Annotated in this window: 21 protein-coding genes and 7 tRNA genes; 18 read left to right on the top strand and 10 right to left on the bottom strand. The window is 68.6% G+C overall.

The annotated features are described in order from the left end of the window. Positions 1 to 4: 4 nt before the first annotated feature. Entirely contained in the window at positions 5 to 676 is a 672-nt protein-coding gene (locus MUN33_RS12830) for a DUF3000 domain-containing protein (protein WP_439647859.1), read from the bottom strand. An 88-nt stretch (positions 677 to 764) separates the two neighbouring features. Between MUN33_RS12830 and hemE the strand changes: the two genes are divergently transcribed. From hemE to hemQ, 3 genes are all read left to right on the top strand, one after another. After that, on the top strand, positions 765 to 1,937 hold the full coding sequence (gene hemE, locus MUN33_RS12835) for a uroporphyrinogen decarboxylase (protein WP_244805307.1): 1,173 nt from the start codon (positions 765 to 767) through the stop codon (positions 1,935 to 1,937). Beyond that, positions 1,934 to 3,373, top strand: a complete 1,440-nt coding sequence (gene hemG / locus MUN33_RS12840) for a protoporphyrinogen oxidase (RefSeq protein WP_244805308.1) — start codon at positions 1,934 to 1,936, stop codon at positions 3,371 to 3,373. Before hemE ends, hemG begins: the two co-directional genes overlap by 4 nt. A gap of 121 nt (positions 3,374 to 3,494) precedes the next feature. After that, a complete protein-coding gene (gene hemQ, locus MUN33_RS12845) occupies positions 3,495 to 4,214 on the top strand; it encodes a hydrogen peroxide-dependent heme synthase (protein ID WP_244805309.1) in 720 nt (239 codons plus the stop codon). Between the two features lie 60 nt (positions 4,215 to 4,274). On the opposite strand, the gene msrB is transcribed toward hemQ, so the two are convergent. The 8 genes from msrB to MUN33_RS12885 form a co-directional block, all read right to left on the bottom strand. Beyond that, positions 4,275 to 4,706 carry a peptide-methionine (R)-S-oxide reductase MsrB gene (gene msrB, locus MUN33_RS12850; RefSeq protein WP_244805310.1) on the bottom strand — a complete coding sequence of 144 codons (432 nt, stop codon included), beginning with the start codon at positions 4,704 to 4,706 and terminating at the stop codon, positions 4,275 to 4,277. A 5-nt stretch (positions 4,707 to 4,711) separates the two neighbouring features. Next, positions 4,712 to 6,088, bottom strand: a complete 1,377-nt coding sequence (locus tag MUN33_RS12855) for a glycosyltransferase family 87 protein (protein ID WP_244805311.1) — start codon at positions 6,086 to 6,088, stop codon at positions 4,712 to 4,714. Between the two features lie 116 nt (positions 6,089 to 6,204). Beyond that, positions 6,205 to 6,280 (bottom strand) — tRNA-Gly (locus MUN33_RS12860). A 39-nt stretch (positions 6,281 to 6,319) separates the two neighbouring features. Further along, positions 6,320 to 6,391, bottom strand: a tRNA-Val gene (locus tag MUN33_RS12865). Positions 6,392 to 6,435: 44 nt separating this feature from the next. Further along, positions 6,436 to 6,511: transfer RNA gene (locus tag MUN33_RS12870), tRNA-Gly, on the bottom strand. A 40-nt stretch (positions 6,512 to 6,551) separates the two neighbouring features. Beyond that, positions 6,552 to 6,623: transfer RNA gene (locus MUN33_RS12875), tRNA-Val, on the bottom strand. Between the two features lie 8 nt (positions 6,624 to 6,631). After that, positions 6,632 to 6,703: transfer RNA gene (locus MUN33_RS12880), tRNA-Cys, on the bottom strand. Between the two features lie 70 nt (positions 6,704 to 6,773). Next, positions 6,774 to 6,846: transfer RNA gene (locus MUN33_RS12885), tRNA-Gly, on the bottom strand. A 528-nt stretch (positions 6,847 to 7,374) separates the two neighbouring features. Between MUN33_RS12885 and MUN33_RS12890 the strand changes: the two genes are divergently transcribed. From MUN33_RS12890 to MUN33_RS12945, 12 genes are all read left to right on the top strand, one after another. Further along, positions 7,375 to 7,446: transfer RNA gene (locus MUN33_RS12890), tRNA-Val, on the top strand. Between the two features lie 173 nt (positions 7,447 to 7,619). Next, positions 7,620 to 8,312 (top strand): copper resistance CopC family protein, encoded by a 693-nt coding sequence (locus MUN33_RS12895; protein ID WP_244805312.1) that lies wholly within the window; start codon positions 7,620 to 7,622, stop codon positions 8,310 to 8,312. 119 nt (positions 8,313 to 8,431) lie between these two features. Then, positions 8,432 to 10,510 carry a threonine--tRNA ligase gene (gene thrS, locus MUN33_RS12900; RefSeq protein WP_244805313.1) on the top strand — a complete coding sequence of 693 codons (2,079 nt, stop codon included), beginning with the start codon at positions 8,432 to 8,434 and terminating at the stop codon, positions 10,508 to 10,510. Continuing rightward, positions 10,494 to 11,042, top strand: a complete 549-nt coding sequence (locus tag MUN33_RS12905) for an HIT family protein (RefSeq protein ID WP_244805314.1) — start codon at positions 10,494 to 10,496, stop codon at positions 11,040 to 11,042. Before thrS ends, MUN33_RS12905 begins: the two co-directional genes overlap by 17 nt. Before the next feature lie 74 nt (positions 11,043 to 11,116). Beyond that, on the top strand, positions 11,117 to 11,851 hold the full coding sequence (pgsA, locus tag MUN33_RS12910) for a phosphatidylinositol phosphate synthase (RefSeq protein WP_244805315.1): 735 nt from the start codon (positions 11,117 to 11,119) through the stop codon (positions 11,849 to 11,851). Then, complete coding sequence (locus MUN33_RS12915; RefSeq protein WP_244805316.1) at positions 11,844 to 12,794, top strand: phosphatidylinositol mannoside acyltransferase; 951 nt, start codon at positions 11,844 to 11,846, stop codon at positions 12,792 to 12,794. The genes pgsA and MUN33_RS12915 overlap by 8 nt, the downstream gene beginning before the upstream one ends. Beyond that, positions 12,791 to 13,954, top strand: a complete 1,164-nt coding sequence (locus tag MUN33_RS12920; RefSeq protein ID WP_244805317.1) for a glycosyltransferase family 4 protein — start codon at positions 12,791 to 12,793, stop codon at positions 13,952 to 13,954. Before MUN33_RS12915 ends, MUN33_RS12920 begins: the two co-directional genes overlap by 4 nt. Beyond that, entirely contained in the window at positions 13,951 to 14,427 is a 477-nt protein-coding gene (locus MUN33_RS12925; protein ID WP_244805318.1) for a hypothetical protein, read from the top strand. Before MUN33_RS12920 ends, MUN33_RS12925 begins: the two co-directional genes overlap by 4 nt. Before the next feature lie 101 nt (positions 14,428 to 14,528). Next, complete coding sequence (pdxS, locus tag MUN33_RS12930) at positions 14,529 to 15,437, top strand: pyridoxal 5'-phosphate synthase lyase subunit PdxS (RefSeq protein ID WP_244805535.1); 909 nt, start codon at positions 14,529 to 14,531, stop codon at positions 15,435 to 15,437. Then, positions 15,438 to 16,340: an acyl-CoA thioesterase gene (locus MUN33_RS12935; RefSeq protein WP_244805319.1), complete on the top strand. Its 903-nt coding sequence runs from the start codon at positions 15,438 to 15,440 to the stop codon at positions 16,338 to 16,340. Continuing rightward, positions 16,341 to 16,964: a pyridoxal 5'-phosphate synthase glutaminase subunit PdxT gene (pdxT, locus tag MUN33_RS12940; RefSeq protein WP_244805320.1), complete on the top strand. Its 624-nt coding sequence runs from the start codon at positions 16,341 to 16,343 to the stop codon at positions 16,962 to 16,964. 82 nt (positions 16,965 to 17,046) lie between these two features. Then, on the top strand, positions 17,047 to 17,799 hold the full coding sequence (locus tag MUN33_RS12945; protein ID WP_244805321.1) for a YebC/PmpR family DNA-binding transcriptional regulator: 753 nt from the start codon (positions 17,047 to 17,049) through the stop codon (positions 17,797 to 17,799). Between the two features lie 56 nt (positions 17,800 to 17,855). Here the strand turns inward: MUN33_RS12945 and MUN33_RS12950 are convergent, their stop codons facing one another. Beyond that, positions 17,856 to 18,299, bottom strand: coding sequence for a DUF3817 domain-containing protein (locus MUN33_RS12950; RefSeq protein ID WP_244805322.1), 444 nt, complete (start codon positions 18,297 to 18,299; stop codon positions 17,856 to 17,858). Between the two features lie 206 nt (positions 18,300 to 18,505). On the opposite strand from MUN33_RS12950, the gene ruvC reads away from it, so the two are divergent. The 3 genes from ruvC to ruvB are packed head-to-tail and all read left to right on the top strand — an operon-like array spanning position 18,506 to position 20,723. Next, positions 18,506 to 19,024: a crossover junction endodeoxyribonuclease RuvC gene (gene ruvC, locus MUN33_RS12955; RefSeq protein WP_244805536.1), complete on the top strand. Its 519-nt coding sequence runs from the start codon at positions 18,506 to 18,508 to the stop codon at positions 19,022 to 19,024. Continuing rightward, a complete protein-coding gene (gene ruvA / locus MUN33_RS12960; RefSeq protein WP_244805323.1) occupies positions 19,021 to 19,641 on the top strand; it encodes a Holliday junction branch migration protein RuvA in 621 nt (206 codons plus the stop codon). Before ruvC ends, ruvA begins: the two co-directional genes overlap by 4 nt. 17 nt (positions 19,642 to 19,658) lie before the next feature. Continuing rightward, positions 19,659 to 20,723 carry a Holliday junction branch migration DNA helicase RuvB gene (gene ruvB, locus MUN33_RS12965; protein ID WP_244805324.1) on the top strand — a complete coding sequence of 355 codons (1,065 nt, stop codon included), beginning with the start codon at positions 19,659 to 19,661 and terminating at the stop codon, positions 20,721 to 20,723. Positions 20,724 to 20,745: the final 22 nt, after the last annotated feature.

A 20,745-nucleotide genomic window follows, 5' to 3' on the forward strand; every position in this document is an offset into this window, starting at 1 on the left:
CAGCTTACCGACCGCGCAGGGAGGTCACCCCTTCGGGAGGAAGCCCGGCGACATTGGCGAGCACCTTGGAGAAGGCGGTGACGTGGCCGGAGAGGTCGGTGCCGGCGGCTGTCCAGGAGGCGCGCATCTCCAGCTGGAACGCGTTGGCCGGACCGCCGATGTCCCCGAACCTGCTCGAGGCGGTCGCGGTGACCGTCCCGCCGAGGTCGCTGAAGGAGCTGCCGGCCAGCCCCTCGGTCAGCCAGTCCCAGGCGACCTCGGGGAGCAGCGGGTCCTCGGCGACGGCGGAGTCCAGGTCGGCCTGGATGTAGGCGACCAGCTTCATCATCCCCGGCCCCTCGGCACCCTTGGGGTCGTGGAGCAGGATCAGCCTGCCGAAGGCGTCCCCCTCGGAGTCCGTGGGCACGGCGGCTTCCCCACCGTCGTGCCCGGCAGTCCCCGGGGGCTCGGTGCCCGCCGGTAATCGGTCCACCTCGAGACCGATCGCGTGGCTGTAGGGCGCGAGTTTCCGCGGCGGGCGGATGTCGGTCACCGTGATACCGCCCCGGACCGGCGCGGAGTGCATGGAGGTGACCGCGTCCCGGAACGGGCCGGGAACAGCGTCCGTGCCGTCGGCCGCCGCGGCCCGACCCGGTGTACCTGTCGTCTCTGAATCAACGCTCACAGGGGTCAACATAACCGGCGGTGGTCGGCATCTGGTGCAGGCGCGCCGTCGGTGCTCCACTTCGTGGAACTTCGCCGTCGGGCTGGCATAATCTGGAGGTATGGTTGACCAGAATCCGTCCCCGGTCGGCGTCGCCGATCTCCACCCGACCGACGAGGCGATCGCCACCGCGCGCGCCGCCCGTCGTGCCTCCTCCGACGCACCCCTGCTGGCGGCGGTCCGGGGGGACATCCCCTCGCGCCGTCCGGTGTGGATGATGCGCCAGGCGGGCCGGTCGTTGCCCGAGTACCGGGAGCTGCGCCGGGAGGTCGGCATGCTCGACTCCTGCTTCCGGCCCGACCTGCTCGCCGAGATCACGTTGCAGCCGGTGCGCCGTCACGACGCCGACGCCGCCATCCTGTTCTCCGACATCGTCGTGCCCCTGAAGGCGGCGGGGGTGGGCGTCGACATCGTCGCCGGGCGCGGTCCGGTGCTGGAGTCGCCGGTGCGCACCGCCGAGGCCGTCGGCGCACTGCCGGTCGTCGAGCCCTCGCAGCTGGAGGCCGTCGTGGAGGGGATCGGGGGGATCCTCGGCGAACTGCGTGACGACCAGGTGCTCATCGGCTTCGCCGGGGCCCCGTTCACCCTCGCGTCGTACCTCATCGAGGGCGGCCCGTCGAAGAACCACGGGGTGACCAAGGCGATGATGTACTCGCGTCCGGAGCTGTGGCACGCGCTGATGGAGAAGCTCACCCCCACGGTCGTGCGTTTCCTGCAGGTCCAGATCGAGGCCGGGGCGGACGCCGTCCAGCTCTTCGATTCCTGGGCCGGTTTCCTGAGCCTGCGTGACTACCGTGAGTTCGTCGCCCCCTACTCACGCCGGATCATCGACGCGGTGCGGCCGTACGGTGTCCCGGTGATCCATTTCGGTGTGAACACCGGGGAGCTGCTCGGCGAGATGGCCGCGGTGGGCCCCGACGTGATCGGCGTGGACTGGAAGACGCCGCTGGACGTGGCGGCGCGGCGGGTCACCGCGTCCCTGGCTGAGAACGTTGAGGCCGGTGGCCCGGGCAGCCCGGGGGTCCGGGCGATCCAGGGCAACCTGGACCCGGCGATCCTGCTGGCCGGCCCGGACGTGATCCGCGACCAGGTCGCGCGCGTCTGCGCCGAGGCCGACCGGGCGGTCGCCGCCGGTGACGCCCGCGGCCACATCTTCAACCTCGGCCACGGTGTCCTTCCCGAGACGGACCCGGACGCGATCACCAGGGCATTCGCGGAGGTGCACGGACAATGACGGACAGCAGGCACGCCGGGGGGCCGAGGGTCGCCGTGATCGGCGGCGGGGTCTCCGGCATGTTCGCCGCCTGGGAACTGCGTCGGCGCCTGGGGCCCGGGGCCCAGATCCTGGTGCTCGAGGCGTACGGCAGGCTGGGCGGCAAGCTCAAGACGGTCGACTTCGCCGCCGGACCGGTGGACATGGGGGCCGAGGCGTTCCTGACCCGCCACACCGGGATGGCGCAGTTGGTCGACGATCTCGGGCTCGGCGACGAGTTGCGGACGCCGTCCGGTGCCCCGAGCGCGTTCCTGGTCGACGGCGAGCTCGTCGACATCCCGTCCGCGACGATCATGGGGATCCCCGACAGCGGTGACGACGTCGCCGCGGTACTCAGTGAGCAGGGCCGGCACGCGGTGGACGCTGAACGCGAGGGTGCCGCGATGCCGTGGGTCGTCGGTGACGACGTCAACGTCGGTGAACTGGTGCGCCGCCGCTACTGCGCGGAGGTCGTCGAGCGGCTGGTGTCGCCGATGCTCGGCGGGGTGTACTCCTGTTCGGCGGACGACCTCGGCCTGCGGGCGACCGTGCCGGCGGTCGCCGAGGCGATGGACGACCTGGCGGCCAGGGGAGAGGACGTCTACCTGTCCACGGCGGTCGCCGAGGCGCGTGCGCTGCGGGCCTCCGCCGGAGCATCCGGGGAGGGGACGGGCCCGGTGTTCAACTCCCTGGCGTCGGGGTACCGCAGGTTGATCACCCGGCTGGCGGAGTTGTCCGGCGCGGACATCCACGTCGACACCCAGGTGGAGGAGATCGGCCGGTTGAACGGCCGGATCTACCTGGAACCGGTCGGTACGGTCGACGCCGTCATCGTCGCCACCCCCGCACCGACGGCCTCGGTGCTGCTCGACGACCTCGTCCCGGACGCCGCGGACATCCTCGGCGGTGTCGAACTGGCGAGCTCGGTGGTCGTCGGCATGAGTTACCGGGGAGACGGTGACGACGGTGTGTCTGTCGGGCTGCCCGAGCGCTCGGGGATCCTCATCGGGGAAGACGGCCCGACCCACGCCAAGGCCTTCACCTTCTCCTCCCGGAAGTGGCCCCACATCGGTGAGCGCCACGGGCAGGGCGGCGGGTTCGTGCGGGCCAGCTTCGGCACCTACCGTGACCCCGGGCTCCTCGACGCCGACGACGACACCCTGGTGCGCTACGCCATCGACGACCTGAAGCAGGTCACCGGGGTGACCCGCCGGCCCACCGAGACCTTCGTGCAGCGCTGGTGGGGCGGGCTCCCCGTCTACGGGGTCGGCCACACCGAGCTGATGGCTATCGCCGAGGCGGCGGTGGACGAGGTCCCGCGGATCGCGGTGGCCGGCGCCTACCTCCGCGGGGTCGGGGTGCCGGCGTGCGCCGCGAGCGGCAGGGACGCGGCACGTAAGATCGCCGACCAGCTCTGAACGGGGGGTCCCGGCGCTCCCGCCGCCGGGATGCCCGGCCGGCGGCGACTAAGATCGACGGGGAGACAATCAACAGGTCGACGCCAACAGGTCGACGGAGAAGGACAGGTGGTCGCTCATCATGGCGAAGCTCGATTTCAGGGAGCTCAACGAGAAGCTGCAGTACACGATGTGGTCGGTGTTCACCGTCCGTAACGGTGAGCTGCCGGAGGACGACGAGGCCCGTGCAGCTGCGGCGGCGGACCTGGAGGCTTTCCTGGCGTCCTTCGACGACGAGGAGCTCACGGTCCGGGGCGTCTACGACCTCACCGGCCAGCGCGCCGAGGCCGACATCATGATCTGGTGGCACGCCGAGAAGTTCGACGACCTCCAGCGCGCCTACCGCCGCTTCCTCCGGGAGACCACCGTCGGACGGTGCTGCGACGCCTACTGGTCGAACTCCGCGCTCCACCGGCCGGCCGAGTTCAACAAATCCCACCTGCCCTCGTTCATCATGGGCGAGGAGCCCGGCGAGTGGATCTCCGTCTACCCGTTCGTCCGGTCCTACGAGTGGTACCTGCTGCCGGACAAGGAGCGGCGGACGATCCTCGCCGAGCACGGCATGGCCGCACGGGGTTTCGACGAGGTCCGCGCGAACACGGTGCCTGCCTTCGCCCTGGGGGACTACGAGTGGATCCTGGCCTTCGAGAGCCCCACCCTGGACCGGATCGTCGACCTGATGTACAAGATGAGGTACACCGAGGCACGTCGGCACGTCCGGGAAGAGGTGCCGTTCTTCACGGGTCGCCGGGTCAACGGGGACTCCGCCGAGCTGGCAGGCTTCATCGCCGAGCTGCCCTGACGCTCCTCCGGGCCGGCGCACGCCCCGTACCCCCCGCGATGACCGGGACGGTACGGGGCGTCAGTCCTCCTGGAGTCGGAGGGCGATCCCGTTGATGCAGTAACGCAGGTCGGTGGGGGTGTCGTAGCCTTCCCCGGCGAAGACGTGGCCCAGGTGGCCACCGCAGGTCGCGCAGACGACCTCGGTCCTGCGGGTACCGAGGGAGTCGTCCACGCGGGTCCGTACGGCGTCGGAGTCCGCCGGGTCGAAGAAGGACGGCCATCCGCAGTGCGAGTGGAACTTCTCGGTGGAGCGGAAGAGCTCGGTACCGCACCCACGGCACAGGTAGACGCCCGGTGCCTCCGAATCGGTGTACTCACTGGTGTACGGGCGTTCCGTGGCGGATCTCCGCAGGATCTGGAACTCGTCCGGTGTCAGCCGCTCACGCCACTGATCGTCGCTGAGCGCGGAGAAGTCCTCGAGTGGACGGATATCGGGCCGGTTCTCGGTCATCGTTGTTACCTCTGTTCCGGTTGTTGTTCCAGTTGCTGTCCCGGGGTGCCGGGCGCGTCGGTCGCGTCGGCACGGCCGAGGTCCCGGCGACGCCAGTCCGTGACGAGCCAGACGACGACGGTCGCCGCCGCGGTGAGGACGATCAGTCCCCATCCGACGGTGCCCCGCGTGTACTCGACAATACGCCCCGGCCATTCCCACCGGTCGGAGTTCCAGGAGTCGCCGGACATGCACCAGTAGATCCCGAACCAGGTCACCGGGTTGTGCATCACCGACAGGCGGCAGAAGACCGTGAAGATCATGGGCAGGAGCATCATCGAGTAGTACATCTGCCCCAGCGAGCTCACCAGGAAGACCCCGGTCATGAGGATGCCGGTGGTGGTGGACGCCCACATCAGCGGATCGGAGTTGCGCCAACGGAGCAGACCGAGCACCGCCACTGCGACGGCCACGGCCGCGATCCCACGCATGACCAGGATGAACCAGTCGCTCATCCCGAAGTAGACCCCGACACCGGAGATGGAGGAGTTCGCGTAGTCGCGGATCTCGCCGAGGTAGGGCATGAGCTTGCTGACGTAGTCGCCGGGCTGTTCCATCAGCGGCCAGGCGGCCAGGTTGAACAGCACCGGCACCGCGACGGCGGATGCCAGCGCGGACCACTGGCGCTTCACCAACGGCAGGAACAGCAGGACGGCGAACTGGGGCTTGACGGTGATCGTCAGACCGACGGCGATTCCGGCGAGGACGGTGGCGGTGGTGCTGCGGGTCCCCGTGCCGGGGCCGAACCTCCAGGAGACGTCACCGGCCCCGACCAGGAACAGCCAGAGGAAGACGACCTCGACGAAGAGCAGGATGCCGTTGATGTTCGAGAACAGCAGGGTGTTGGTGACCGACTCGGTGGCGAACACCAGGAAGGCGGCGACGGGGAGGACGGGCCCGTTGAGGGGGCGACGGGCCAGTTTCGTCAGCAGGGCAAGTGCGAGGAGGACCGCGACGCCGTTGGCGACGATGAACAGGACCCGGCCCACGCCCCACGACGGCAGCAGCGCCAGTGGGCTGAGCAGGAGCGTGCCACCGGGGGAGTAGAGGTAGTGCGGGTCGACGAAGCTGTAGTTCTCGTCGTAGACCGGCACACCGTCGACGAACCGGTGGAGGGCGTCCCAGACGGTGGTGAAGTCGTCGGTGGGGTGGTTGTTCTGCGGGTGCAGGAACATCCGGTGGACCATGGTGAAGAACGCCAGCGGCCATGCGGCCATCGTGGCGATTCCGGCAGGGGTCCGGAGGTGACGGGCCAGCCGGCCGTCACGGTCGTCACCGTCGTTACGGGTGCTGTCGGTGTATCCGGTGCCGGTGGTCTCGCCTGAGGTCCTCTGAGCAGTCACCGTGGCAATTCTAGTGCTTGTCCGGCGGAAACCGCGGACCGCCACGCATCGTCCGCCGGGGTGGTGGAGATACGCCGCAGGGCCCGCCGACACGTGGTCGGCGGGCCCTGCGGTACTGGAGCGGATGACGAGACTCGAACTCGCGACCCTAACCTTGGCAAGGTTATGCGCTACCAACTGCGCTACATCCGCATTATTCAACTGTTGAGCAGGCCCCGGGGGGACTGTTCGTGCGCGATACTGGGATCGAACCAGTGACCTCTTCCGTGTCAGGGAAGCGCTCTCCCGCTGAGCTAAACGCGCGGTTCTCACACCCTGCCACACCGAAACGGTGCAGACCGGGGGAGTGGAGCGGATGACGAGACTCGAACTCGCGACCCTAACCTTGGCAAGGTTATGCGCTACCAACTGCGCTACATCCGCATTATTCAACTGTTGAGCAGGCCCCGGGAGGGACTGTTCGTGCGCGATACTGGGATCGAACCAGTGACCTCTTCCGTGTCAGGGAAGCGCTCTCCCGCTGAGCTAAACGCGCGTGGTGCGAGGTGGAAACGGGAATCGAACCCGTGTACACGGTTTTGCAGACCGTTGCCTAAGCCACTCAGCCATTCCACCGTGGCGTCGCCGCCTCGTGCAGGTTCTCGACCCTACCGGGTGGGACCCGGAGGACGAAATCAAGAACCAGAGCGGATGACGAGACTCGAACTCGCGACCCTAACCTTGGCAAGGTTATGCGCTACCAACTGCGCTACATCCGCAAGCACCGTGTAGTACCGGTGCGAGCCAAAACTCTATAGGTTCCGGCTCCCGCACACAAACACCCAGGTAGACGCGCATTCCAGGGGATCGGGCGGATCGGGGCGAACTTCACCGTTGTCATTCAACCCGGCTGACGGGGGGCGGTCGACGGATCCGGTTGCCGGGCTCGAAAGAACGGACCGGGTGCGCCACCGGGCCGGGGACGGCGGTGGCGGTGGGTTGACGGTGTGGGTGCGGGAGAGGGCGGCTAGGCGGGGAGGTTTCGGAGAAGTGGCGGAGAAGGACGGGACGATCAGTAGGAGGGGGGACGGCGCGGTGCCTGTGCCACCTGTCCGCCACACGACCCTCTGTGTCGGCCGGTCGCCCGGGAGGGCGGGAGCCTGGTGTCGTGCTGCCGTGGTGCCGGTGCCGGCACGGTTGACGCGGTCGTGGTCGCAGTGACCCGGATTCACGGGTTCCACGACTGTGACGTGCGGAGTTGCGCACACCGGTAGGTGGGGTGATAGATTACCTCTCGTTCCACACGAGGTCCCATAGCTCAGTGGAAGAGCGTTCCGTTCACACCGGAAAGGTCGCTGGTTCGATCCCAGCTGGGACCACATCGACGCCCCCGACGGGCAGTGCCGTGCACTGTTACGCCGGGGGCTTTTCGCATGGGCCGGGGGTGGGGCACGGCGAGGGAGGGTGTACCGGCGGGTCACACGGTTAGGCTGGGGTCCTACGCCTGCGGATATAACTGCCCGGGCGTCCGTCGAGCGAAAGGACCGCAGTAATGTTCCGCCTTCCCTCCCGTCGTCCGTACCGCCCGGCAGCCCGGTGCGGTGCAGGTGGACGCCGACTGATCGTCGCACCCGCGGTGGCGGTCGCCTTGGCCGGAGCCCCCGTCGTCCTCGGAGGGGCGTGGTCGTCCGGGCTTCCCGAGGCATCGGCCCACGATGCGATGGTGGGGGCGACCCCGGAGCAGGACAGCACCGTCACCGAGATGCCGGACTCCATTGAACTGGAGTTCTCCGGGATCCCCCGCGACGACTTCAACACCGTGGCACTGTCACATGACGGAGAGGTGCTGACCACCGGCGAACCCACGCTCGACGGGCGCTTCATCACCCTCGACATCCCCTCCGACGTGTCCGCCACGGACGGGGAGTACACCGTCGGCTACCAGATCACCTCGTCGGACGGCCACGCGACCCGCGGCAGCTACACCTTCACCCTGGACACCGGCAGTGGTGCGGCCGGCAGTGACGCCGGGGACGCCGGGGAGACCGCGAGCGGCGAGGAGTCGGGGGAGGAGCAGGGCCTGCCGTCATGGGCGGCACCAGCGATGGCGGTGGCCGGGGTGATCGTGGTCCTCGGCGCGTTGGTGCTGGCGATCGCACGGTTCCGGAACATGTCCTCCGGCGACGGCAGCGGTGACGACGGTACCCACGGTGCCGACGGCGACAACGGCACGCGACGCTCCTGAGGCCCGGTCCGCACCGGGTGGCCGTCGACCGTGCGACGGCAGGTAAGGTGGTCCTCGACTTCTGGCTGTCACCAGGTATGTGACCGCCATCATCTTCCGTGTTAAGGAGCACAACACCCGTGAGTGAATCAGCACTGGACGCAGCACAGGACTCCGCCGCAGGGGCGCCGGTGACCTTCACCGTCCCCGCAGGAGAGTCGGCGGGGGCCGCGATGCGTCCGTTGGGACTGCCGAACAAGGGCGTCGACGCCGTCGTCTGCGTCAAGGACAGCGAAGGGGCCCCCCGGGACCTGGCGTTCGTCCCCGAGGTCGACACCCTGGTCACGGCCGTCGCCGCGAACACCGAGGACGGCCGTGCCGTGATCCGGCACTCCTGCGCCCACGTCCTCGCGCAGGCTGTGCAGAAGGAGTTCCCGGGAACCCGTCTCGGTATCGGTCCGGCCATCGAGAACGGCTTCTACTACGACTTCCAGGTCGACGAGCCCTTCACCCCGGAGGACCTCAAGACCCTCGAGAAGCGCATGAAGAAGATCATCAAGTCGGGTCAGCGCTTCGAGCGGCGGGTCTACGACTCGGTCGAAGCCGCGGCCGAGGAGCTCGCGGACGAGCCCTTCAAGCTGGAGCTCATCCAGGACAAGGGCAATGTCGACCCCGACTCGGACGAGGCCACCGAGGTCGGTGCCGGTGAACTCACCGCCTACGACAACCTCAACCCGCGGACCAGTGAGGTGGAGTGGTCGGACCTGTGCCGTGGCCCGCACATCCCCACGACTCGCTACATCCCGGCGTTCGCGCTGACCCGTTCCTCGGCGGCCTACTGGCGTGGTGACCAGTCCCGCGAGGACCTGCAGCGCATCTACGGCACCGCCTGGGAGTCGAAGGAGGCGCTGGAGGAGTACCAGCACATGCTGGCGGAGGCCGAGAAGCGTGACCACCGGCGCCTGGGGCAGGAGCTCGACCTGTTCAGCTTCCCGGACGACCTGGGTTCCGGTCTGCCCGTCTTCCACCCGGACGGCGGCATCGTCCGCCTGGAGATGGAGGAGCACTCCCGTCGTCGTCACATCGAGGCCGGGTACTCCTTCGTCAACACCCCCCACATCACCAAGGGCGACCTGTACGAGCGTTCCGGTCACCTGGGGTTCTACAAGGACGCGATGTTCCCCCCGATGCAGGCCGACGGGGAATGGGACGAGGACGGCAACTGCACCAAGCAGCCGCAGGACTACTACCTCAAGCCCATGAACTGCCCGATGCACAACCTCGTCTTCGACTCGCGGGGACGGTCGTACCGGGAGCTGCCGCTGCGGCTGTTCGAGTTCGGCACCGTCTACCGCTACGAGAAGTCCGGCGTGATCCAGGGGCTCACCCGTGCCCGTGGTTTCACGCAGGACGACGCGCACATCTACTGCACGGAGGACCAGCTCGAGGACGAGCTGACCTCGGTGCTGGAGTTCGTGATCTCGCTGTTGCGTGACTACGGCCTCGACGACTTCTACCTCGAGCTGTCGACCCGTGACCCGAAGAAGTCGGTCGGGTCGGACGAGATCTGGGAGCGTTCCACCGAGACCCTGCGGCGTGTGGCGACCAATTCCGGTCTCGAACTCGTCCCGGACCCGGAGGGCGCGGCGTTCTACGGCCCCAAGATCTCCGTCCAGGCGCGGGACGCCATCGGCCGGACCTGGCAGATGTCCACCGTCCAGCTGGACTTCAACATGCCCGAGCGCTTCAACCTGGAGTACACCGCACCGGACGGCACGAAGAAGCAGCCGATCATGGTGCACCGCGCCCTGTTCGGCTCGATCGAGCGTTTCTTCGGCGTGCTGCTGGAGCACTACGCCGGGGCGTTCCCCGCCTGGCTGGCGCCGCACCAGGTCACCGGTATCCCGGTGGCGGACGAGTTCGTCGACTACCTCGAGGACATCGTCGCCGACCTGCGGAGCCAGGGTGTGCGTGCAACGGTCGACACCTCCGACGACCGCATGCAGAAGAAGATCCGTAACCACACCACCGGCAAGGTCCCGTTCATGCTGCTGGCCGGGGGACGCGACGTCGAGGCCGGGGCGGTCAGTTTCCGCTTCCTCGACGGCAGCCAGGTCAACGGTGTGCCGCGCGCTGAGGCGGTGCGGATCATCACCGACTGGATCCGGGGACGTCGCAACGAGCAGCCCAACGGAGAGAACATTGGCGAACTCAGCTGACGTGTCCCCGGACGGCCTCGCCCGTCTGTGGGCGCCCTACCGCTCGGCGTACCTCGGCGAGCAGGGAGCTGACGGTGGTTCCTCCGGTGGCGGAGACACCGACCCCGACGACCCGTTCCTCGCTCTGCCGGGGAAGTCGGACGAGGAGGCGCTGATCGTCGCCCGGGGCGACGAGGTGTTTTGCATCCTCAACCTCTACCCCTACAACCCGGGGCACATGATGGTGCTGCCGTACCGGAAGGTGGCGTCCTACGAGGACCTCACCGAGTCCGAGACCCGTGAACTGGCGGAGTTCACGAAGAAGGCCATCCGGACGCTGCGGGCGGTGTCGGGGCCGGACGCACTGAACGTCGGGATGAATCTCGGACGGGCGTCCGGTGGGTCGGTGCCGGGCCACCTGCACCAGCACATCGTGCCGCGATGGCAGGGAGACACCAGTTTCATGACGGTGCTGTCGGGGTCCAAGGTGCTGATCCAGCTGTTGGGTGAGACACGGGAACTCCTCGCTACGGCGTGGCAACAGCTCGACTGACACCGAACTGAGAGAATATCGGCGACAATGAAGCCAGCAAGCACGGCAGCAAGCACGGCAAGGAGACCTGAGACATGTTGAGCGTTCGTGGACGCCGGCCCGCGGCGGTGGTCATCGAACCGATCGCCCGACGGTTGGTGAACTGGGGTGTCACCCCCAACACCGTGACGGTCGCCTCGACGACGGTCGCCGTGGTGCTGGCTGTCGCCCTGATCCCCACCGGCCACCACTTCCTCGCCGGTGTCCTGCTGGGCATCACCGTCGCCACGGACATGATCGACGGGACGATGGCCCGCATGCTCGGCGGCGGCACGAGGTTCGGGGCGACCCTCGACGCCACCTGTGACCGGATCACCGACGGCGTGCTCTTCGGCGCCATCGCCTGGTGGATGGCCTTCCAGCACGACCACGAGCCCTACAAGGGGCTGTTCGGTGCCGCGCTGGTGATCATGATCGCCAGCCAGGTCACGTCCTACGTCAAGGCCCGGGCCGAGGCGTCCCAGATCAAGGTCGACGGCGGGCTCATCGAACGCCCGGAGCGGCTGATCATCGGTCTGGTCTCGCTCGGGCTCTCCGGCCTCGGCGTGCCCTACATCCTGGGGGCCGGTCTCATCATCCTCGCCGTCGGATCGGTGTACACCGTGTTCGAGCGGCTGGTGATCGTCTCACGCTCGGCCGCGGCCGCGGAACGTATCGCGCCGCCGACCGGCGCGCGTAGCTTCGACGACGACAGTGACGACAGCGACGACACCGACGACGACCGCGGCGCGCTCGGTTCCCGGGGCGGGGAAAGCAGGTCCCATGAGTGACACCGGTTCCTTCACTGAACGGCTGAGCGCGATGGGCTACCAGGCAGGGTGGGCGGTGACCCGTCGCTTCCCGGCCGGGTTCGCCGACCGGCTGTTCACCTGGCTGGCCGACCGCGTCTCCCACGACGGACGGGGGCCCGAGCAGTTGCGGGCGAACCTCGGACGGGTCGTCGGCGACGCGAACGTCACCCGTGAGCTGGTGCGCGACGCGATGCGGTCGTACATGCGCTACTGGCGGGAGGCCTTCCAGCTGCCGAGCATGGCCGGGCCTGAACTGGCCGCACGGGTGGACGCCGGCTTCGACGAGGCCGATGTCCGGCGGCTGGACGAGGCGATCGCCCGCGGCCGTGGCGTCGTCCTGAGTCTGCCCCATTCCGGCAACTGGGACATGGCGGGTGTCTGGCTCGTCGACCACTTCGGGCAGTTCGCCACGGTGGCCGAACGTCTCAAGCCGGAGAGCCTCTTCGAGGCGTTCGTGGAGTACCGGGAGTCCCTCGGATTCGAGGTCCTGGCACTCTCCGGCGGTGAGGCCCCGCCGTTCGCCCGGCTGCGCGAGGTGCTCGAGGACGGCGGCGTCGTCTGCCTGTTGGGGGAGCGGGACCTGTCCGGTCGTGGCGTCGAGGTGTCGTTCTTCGGGGAGCGTACCTCGATGCCCGCCGGTGCGGCCCGTCTGGCCCAGGAGACCGGTGCGGCGCTGATGGTCTACCACTCGTCCTACGTCGACGGCGGCTGGCGGTCCAGTATCAGTGAGGAACTGGACACCGACGTGCCACTGCAGGAGATCGTCCAGCAGCAGGCGGACATCTTCGCCCGGAACATCGCGACCGCGCCGGCGGACTGGCATATGCTCCAGCCGCTGTGGTTCTCCGACCTCTCCGATGCACGACGTCAACGCCTGGGACTAGACGCCCGCGAGTCCGGTGAGGAGAAGAGTCCGTCATGAAGATCGGCATGGTCTGTCCCTACTCCTTCGACGAACCCGGTGGCGTCCAGATCCACGCCATCGACCTGTGCACCGAGCTGATCCGGCGCGGGCACGAGGTCAGCCTGATCGGCCCGGGCGGGAAGGACGCCGAGGTCCCGGAGTTCGTCGACCTGGGCGGTGGCGCGATCCCGATCCCCTACAACGGGTCCGTGGCCCGGTTGGCCTTCGGCCCGTCCACCTGGCGTCATCTGGGGGAATGGATCGACCGGCACGATTTCGACCTGGTCCACGTCCACGAACCCAACTCGCCGAGTTACTCGATGATCACCCTGGCGAAAGCCGACGGGCCCATCGTCGCCACCTACCACGCGTCCGCCAGCGAGTCCCTGATCCTGCGCATCTTCCTGCCGGTGCTCCGTCCCTTCCTGGAGCGGATCCAGGGCGGCATCGCCGTGTCGGAGGAGGCGCGGCGGTGGCAGGTCGAGATGCTCTCCGGCGACCCGGTCCTGATCCCGAACGGTGTCGACACCGGTGCCTACCGCGCCGCGGAGCCGATGCCGTCCCTGGACTCGTCGCGGCCGCGGCTGATGTTCCTGGGGCGGTTCACCGAGTCCCGCAAGGGGTTCCCCCTGTTGTTGCGGGCGCTCCCCGCGATCATCCGGGACGTGCCGGAGGTCGAGGTCGTGGTCGTCGGTGGCGGTGACACCACCGAGCTCACGCAGACGCTGCGCCGCAGCGGCATCAGCTACGTCGAAGGGGTCGGCAGCCCCGACGGTCCGCCCGCGACCGTGCGCATCCTCGGCCGGCTCAGTGAGGAGGACAAGGCCGCGGCCCTGGCCGCCTCCGACGTCTACGTCGCCCCGAACACCGGTGGCGAGAGCTTCGGGATCGTCCTGGTGGAGGCGATGGCCGCCGGTGCGGCCGTGGTCGCCAGCGACATCCCCGCGTTCGCCGCGGTCACCGACCACGGGCATGCGGGCCGGCTGTTCGCCAACGGCTCGCACCGGGCGCTGGCCCGGGCGGTCACCGACGTGCTGCTCGACGACGCCGGGCGGAGACTCCTGGTCGAGCGCGGCTACGAACGCAGCCGGGACTTCGACTGGGACCGGGTGACCACCCAGGTCGAGCGGGTGTACGACACCGTCGTCGCCGACGGACGGAAGGTGCGGCGGTCATGATCCCCCTGTGGGCGTTCCTCCTGGTCGTCGTCATCGCCGTGGCAGCCCTCGTCGGGCTGTGGCTGTCGCTGACGGCGTCCCGGCTCAACCGACTGCACATCCGTACCGACGCGGCACGCCTCAGCCTCGAAGGGGCGTTGCAGGCGCGTTCCGCGGTGGTCTCCGCGATCCGTCCGGAGCTCGGGCGCGCGGCCGGCCGGACGACGGCGGTGGCACTGAAGGCCTCGGACATGGGGGCACGTTCGGACTCGGAGAACATCCTCCTGCGGCAGCTCAGCGCCGAGGACCTCGTCAACCCTGCGCTGGTCGAGGCCTCGGTGAAGGTGGACATCGCGGCACGCTTCTACAACGATGCCGTCGGAGACACCCGTGACCTGCGCAAACGGCCGGTCGTCCGGGTGTTCCGCCTGGCGGGGTCGGCTCCGCTACCGGCCTACTACGAGGCGATGTCGGTGGGTGACGGTTCGGTGTGAGCCGGAGCACCACCCTATGGACCGCATTGTCTGTCGTGCCCGGTAGAATGCGCGGTGATCACCGTTAGGCTACCGAGACAACTCGAGAATCAGAGGTCATGATGACGCAGAACAGTCCCGACACCGTCGGCGCACGGGGAACCGGTCGCGTGAAGCGAGGTCTCGCCGACATGCTCAAGGGGGGAGTGATCATGGACGTGGTCACCCCGGAGCAGGCGAAGATCGCCGAGGACGCCGGTGCGACCGCCGTGATGGCGCTCGAGCGGGTGCCCGCCGACATCCGCGCCGAGGGTGGCGTGTCCCGCATGTCCGACCCGGACATGATCGAGGGCATCATCGAGGCCGTGACCATCCCGGTCATGGCGAAGGCCCGGATCGGCCACTTCGTCGAGGCCCAGGTCCTCGAGAGCCTGGGGGTGGACTTCATCGACGAGTCGGAGGTCCTCACCCCGGCCGACTACACCAACCACATCGACAAGTTCGATTTCACCGTCCCCTTCGTCTGCGGGGCGACGAACCTGGGTGAGGCACTGCGCCGGATCAACGAGGGTGCGGCGATGATCCGCTCGAAGGGCGAGGCCGGTACCGGCGACGTCTCCAACGCCGTCACCCACATGCGCACCATCCGCGCGGAGATCAACCGCCTGACCTCCATGGCCCCTGACGAGCTCTACGTCGCGGCCAAGGAACTCCAGGCACCGTACGAACTGGTCCGCGAGGTCGCCGAGAACGGCAAGCTCCCGGTCGTCCTGTTCACCGCGGGCGGCATCGCGACCCCGGCCGACGCCGCGATGACGATGCAGCTCGGTGCGGAGGGCGTCTTTGTCGGGTCGGGCATCTTCAAGTCCGGCGACCCGGAGAAGCGTGCCCGTGCGATCGTGCAGGCCACCTTGAACTACGAGGACGCGGCGACGGTGGCGTCGGTCTCCCGTGGGCTCGGTGAGGCCATGGTGGGTCTCAACGTCGACGAGATCCCGGAGCCGCACCGTCTGGCAGAGCGGGGCTGGTAGATGTCCTCCGGCGTTGACGGACAGGCGCTCGACGGGCGCCGTCCCCGGATCACCGATGTGCTCGACCTGGAGCAGATCGACCTGGGGATCTTCCGTGGCCAGGTGATCCCGTCGGCCCTGTCGCGGACGTTCGGGGGCCAGGTCGCGGCGCAGTCGCTGGTCGCCGCCACCAGGACGGTGGGGCCGGAGTACCGGGTGCATTCGCTGCACGGGTACTTCGTCGGTCCGGGCAACTCGGACCGGCCGACGGTGTACCTCGTCGACGAGGTACGCAACGGCCGCTCGTTCCGGGTGCGTTCGGTGCGCGCCGTGCAGGACGGCCGGACGCTGTTCATCATGCAGGCGAGCTTCCACGTGCGCGACGACGAGGGGCCGGAGCACTCCGACCTCGTGCGTCGGGTCCCGCCGCCGGAGGACATCACCCCGGCGACGGGCAACGGCCGTACGCTCGGACGCGCCTTCGCCAAGGACTGGGAGGACTGGGACATCCGGATCGTCCCTCCGGAGATGTGGGAGAAGAGCCCCGGTGCGGCGTCGCAGCAGGTGGTGTGGTTCAAGTCGAAGGTGCCGCTACCGGACGACGAGAAGTTCCACATCTGCACCCTGGCGTACATGTCGGACATGACCCTGCTGGGGTCGGCGCTGGTCCCGCACGAGAACGAGCCGGTCCAGGAGGCGTCGCTGGACCACGCGATGTGGTTCATGCGTCCGTTCCGTGCCGACGAGTGGCTGCTCTACGACCAGTCGTCGCCGTCCGCCCACGGCGGCCGTGCATTGACGACGGGCCGGATCTTCAACCAGAACGGCGACCTGGTCGCCTCGGTGACCCAGGAGGGCCTGACCAGGACGCTCGCCGAGGGCAAGCAGTCGGTCCCCGTCAAGACCGACCTCCAGGGGCAGTAGATGGACGAGAACCCGTTGATCGGTGTCCTGGCGTTGCAGGGCGGGGTGGTCGAACACGTCCGCATGCTCGAGCAGGGCGGGGCGCGCACCCGCCTGGTGCGCCGTCCGGAGCATCTCGAGGGGCTGGACGGACTGGTCTTCCCGGGTGGTGAGTCCACCACCATGTCGAAGCTGATGGAGCTCGGCGGGATGCTGGAGCCGTTGCGCTCGCTCATCCGCGACGGGCTGCCGTGTTTCGGTACCTGTGCCGGGTTGATCCTGTTGGCGTCGGAGATCCTGGACACCAGGGCGGACGCCTACTGTCTGCAGGCCGTGGACGTCACCGTGCGCCGCAACGCGTTCGGGCGTCAGGTCGACTCCTTCGAGACGGACCTGGATGTCGCCGGGGTCGCCGACGGTCCGGTCCACGCCGTCTTCATCCGCGCTCCGTGGGTGGAGCGGGTGGGGGCGGACGTCGAGGTCCTTGCGCGGGTCAGCGACGGTGGCCCGGCGGACGGCGCGGTCGTGGCCGTGCGGCAGGGGACTGTGCTGGGGTTGTCGTTCCATCCAGAGCTCACCGGCGACGACCGGTTGCACCGCTACTTCCTCCGGATGGTCGCCGGGCACCGGGCGATTCCGGCCTGACGAGGTGCGGTGACCCGGTCTCCTGCTCCCGTGCACTATCATGGGTTCGTCAAGCACCCGACAAAGGGAGATCAGGTAGACGATGAGCGGCCACTCGAAATGGGCGACGACCAAGCACAAGAAAGCTGCGAACGACGCGAAGCGCGGTAAGGAGTTCGCGAAGCTGATCAAGTACATCGAGGTTGCAGCCCGGACCGGCGGCGGTGACCCGTCGGCCAACCCGACCCTCGACGACATGATCAAGAAGGCCAAGAAGGCCTCGGTGCCCAACGACAACATCGAGCGCGCCCGTAAGCGCGGTTCCGGTGAGGAAGCCGGCGGTGCCGACTGGGAGACCATCGTCTACGAGGGGTACGGGCCGAACGGTGTGGCTGTCCTCATCGAGTGCCTCACGGACAACCGGAACCGTGCGACCACCGACGTGCGTACGGCGATGAACAAGAACGGCGGCAACATGGCGGACGCCGGTTCGGTGTCCTACCTGTTCAACCGCAAGGGTGTCATCCTGCTCGACAAGGGTGACAACACCGAGGACGACCTCCTCATGGCGGTGCTGGATGCCGGCGCCGAGGAGGTCAACGACCTCGGGGAGAAGTTCGAGGTCGTCAGTGAACTGTCAGACCTGACCGCCGTCCGCGAGGCGCTGGTCGAGAACGGTATCGAGTACGACTCGGCGGACCCGGACTACCGGGCCGACGTGGAGGTGCCGTTGGACGCGGAGGGGGCGAAGAAGATCCTCCGCCTCATCGACGCACTCGAGGAGTCCGACGACGTGCAGAACGTCTTCACCAACATGGACCTCTCCGACGAGGTCCTCGCCGAGCTCGACGCCTGAGCCACGGATCCCTCCTGAGGGGGTCGGGGAGGGACCCCGACGGTGGGGAAGGCCGGTCAGCCGAAGGGCGGGCCGACGACCAGCAGCGTCCCGAACACGGCGAGCACCACCACCGCCAGGACGCCGGCGGAGGCGTAGGGGCGTCCCACCAGCACGGCGAGCATCCGGTCCTGGGCCGGGGCGCCGGGGGCGACGTCGGTGCGCCACGGCCCGTCGAGACCGCCTCGCCGGGCGACGGCCTTCTCGAAGGGCACGGTGGCGAACGGGACGACGGCGGAGAACAGGCCCAGCAGGCCCTCTCCGACGCTCCAGCGGTTGTTCACCCACACCAGGACGGTGACCACGACGAACGCCAGGAAGGCGAGGCCGTGGACGGGGCCGGCGGCGGACACCCCGGCGTCGGTGACGCCGGTGTACTTGAGGATCATGCCGAGGATCAGGAGTCCCCAGGTCACGGCTTCGATAATGGCGGAGGTCCGGTATATTTTCAGAGGAGTCATCGGACGATGATGCTACCTGAACCCGGTGCGCAAGTAGGAAACCCGCGGAACGGGTGCCCGGTCCCGCGGCTCCGGTCTTTCGCACATGTGTGCTATATTCGTGCCCTGCGGTGACGACCGGTAGGAGACTGGTGGACGATGGGCCGAGACGGGCGAGGAGGTGCCGGAGAGTGGCGACGCAATCACGGACGGACGGTTCCCTGGTGATGGGTATCGATCCGGGCCTGACCCGGTGCGGTCTGTCGGTGGTCCGTTCCGGCCACGGTCGCTCCGTCGTCCCGGTCGCGGTGGGTGTTGTGCGTACCCCGGCGCAGGAGGCGCTGCCGGTGCGGCTGCGCCGGCTCTCGGACGCCGTCGAGAGCTGGATGGACGACTACCGTCCGGATGTCGTGGCCATCGAGCGGGTCTTCGAACGGGGCAATGTGTCGACGGTGATGAACACCGCTCACGCGGTGGGCGTGCTCATGCTCAGCGCAGCGCGCCGCGACCTCCCGGTCCACCAGTACACGCCCAGCGAAGTGAAGAAGGCGGTGTCCGGTAACGGACGCGCCGACAAACGTCAGATGACCAACATGATCACCCGTATCCTCGGGTTGTCGGAACCGCCGAAGCCCGCGGACGCGGCGGACGCCCTGGCCCTGGCCGTGTGCCACTGCTGGCGTTCGCCGTTCTCGGCGCTGGTGTCAGAGGTATCAGAGGTATCAGAGAGGAAGAGTGCACTGTGATCGCTTCGTTGAGGGGCACCGTCATCGACAAGGGCCTCGACTCGGTCGTGATCGAGTGCGCCGGCGTCGGTTACCTGTGCCAGGCGACGGCCCCGACGTTGGCCACCCTGGCGCGGGGGGAGGAGGCCTTCGTCCTCACCACGCTGGTCGTCCGGGAGGACTCCCAGACCCTGTTCGCCTTCCCCGACGTCCCGTCGCGGGAGGTCTTCGGACTGCTGCAGTCCGTCTCCGGCGTCGGTGCACGCCTGGCCATGGGCGTGATGTCGGTGCTGAACCCCGCGGAGCTCTCCCGCGCCGTCGCCGACGGTGACGTCAAAGCGTTGCAGCGCGCGCCCGGGGTGGGCAAGCGGCTCGCGGAACGCATGGCGGTGGACCTCAAGGGCAAGCTCGACGGCTACGCTGCGGCGCCGGTCGCGGCAGCGGGGCACGGGCCGGACGTCGCCGGCGGTGCCGGCGCCGCCGGTGACACCGGCAGGCAGGTGGCCGAGGCCTTGACCGGGCTCGGCTTCACCGAGCGCGACGCCGACAACGTCCTGCGTGAGCTCGGCGACATCGAGGGGCAGGACACCGCCGCCGTGCTGCGGCAGGCCCTCGCTCGGCTCGGCGGACGACGGTAGGGAAGGACCCGGACACCATGAGCGACATCGAGCGCACTGAATTCGACACCGGCGCCCTTCCCGCCCCGTCACAGACCCGTCCGGGCGGTGAACTGTCGCCGACCCCGCAGCCCGGCGACGGAGAGGCCGAGCTGTCGCTGCGTCCGCGGTCACTGCGCGAGTTCATCGGCCAGCCCAAGGTACGCAGCCAGCTGGACCTGGTGCTCGGCGGTGCCAAGGCCCGCGGAGTCGCCCCCGACCATGTGCTGTTGGCCGGCCCACCGGGGCTGGGCAAGACGACGATGGCGATGATCATCGCCCAGGAACTCGGCTCGTCGGTGCGGATGACCTCCGGGCCCGCCCTGGAGCGCGCCGGCGACCTGGCGGCGATGCTGTCCAACCTCATCGAGGGTGACGTCCTGTTCATCGACGAGATCCACCGGATGGCCCGCCCTGCCGAGGAGATGCTCTACATGGCGATGGAGGACTTCCGTATCGACGTCATCGTGGGCAAGGGGCCGGGGGCGACGTCCATCCCCATCGAGCTTCCGCAGTTCACCCTGGTCGGCGCGACGACGCGCGCCGGCATGCTCACCGGCCCGTTGCGTGACCGGTTCGGTTTCACCGCCCAGATGGAGTTCTACGACACCCTGGACCTCACCAGGGTCGTCACCCGCGCGGCGGGGATCCTCGGGGTCACCGTCACCGACGACGCGGCCGTCGAGATCGCCTCGCGCTCCCGGGGGACACCGCGTATCGCCAACCGGTTGCTGCGCCGGGTCCGTGACTACGCCGAGGTCGAGGGCGACGGGATCATCACCGTCGAGGTCGCCCGGTCGGCACTGGAGATCTTCGACGTGGACGAGCTCGGTCTCGACCGTCTCGACCGGGCGGTTCTCGATGCCCTGGTCCGGGGTCACAACGGTGGCCCGGTGGGGGTCAACACCCTCGCGGTGGCGGTCGGCGAGGAGTCGAGCACCGTGGAGGAGGTCTGCGAGCCGTACCTCGTGCGGGCCGGGATGGTCTCGCGGACGCCCCGGGGGCGTACGGCGACCCCCGCCGCGTGGCGGCACCTCGGCGTCGAACAACCGGCTGATAGGTGACGAAAGTCCGGTATGGCAGACT

This window comes from Corynebacterium kalidii (assembly GCF_022869005.1).
Classification (GTDB): domain Bacteria; phylum Actinomycetota; class Actinomycetes; order Mycobacteriales; family Mycobacteriaceae; genus Corynebacterium; species Corynebacterium kalidii.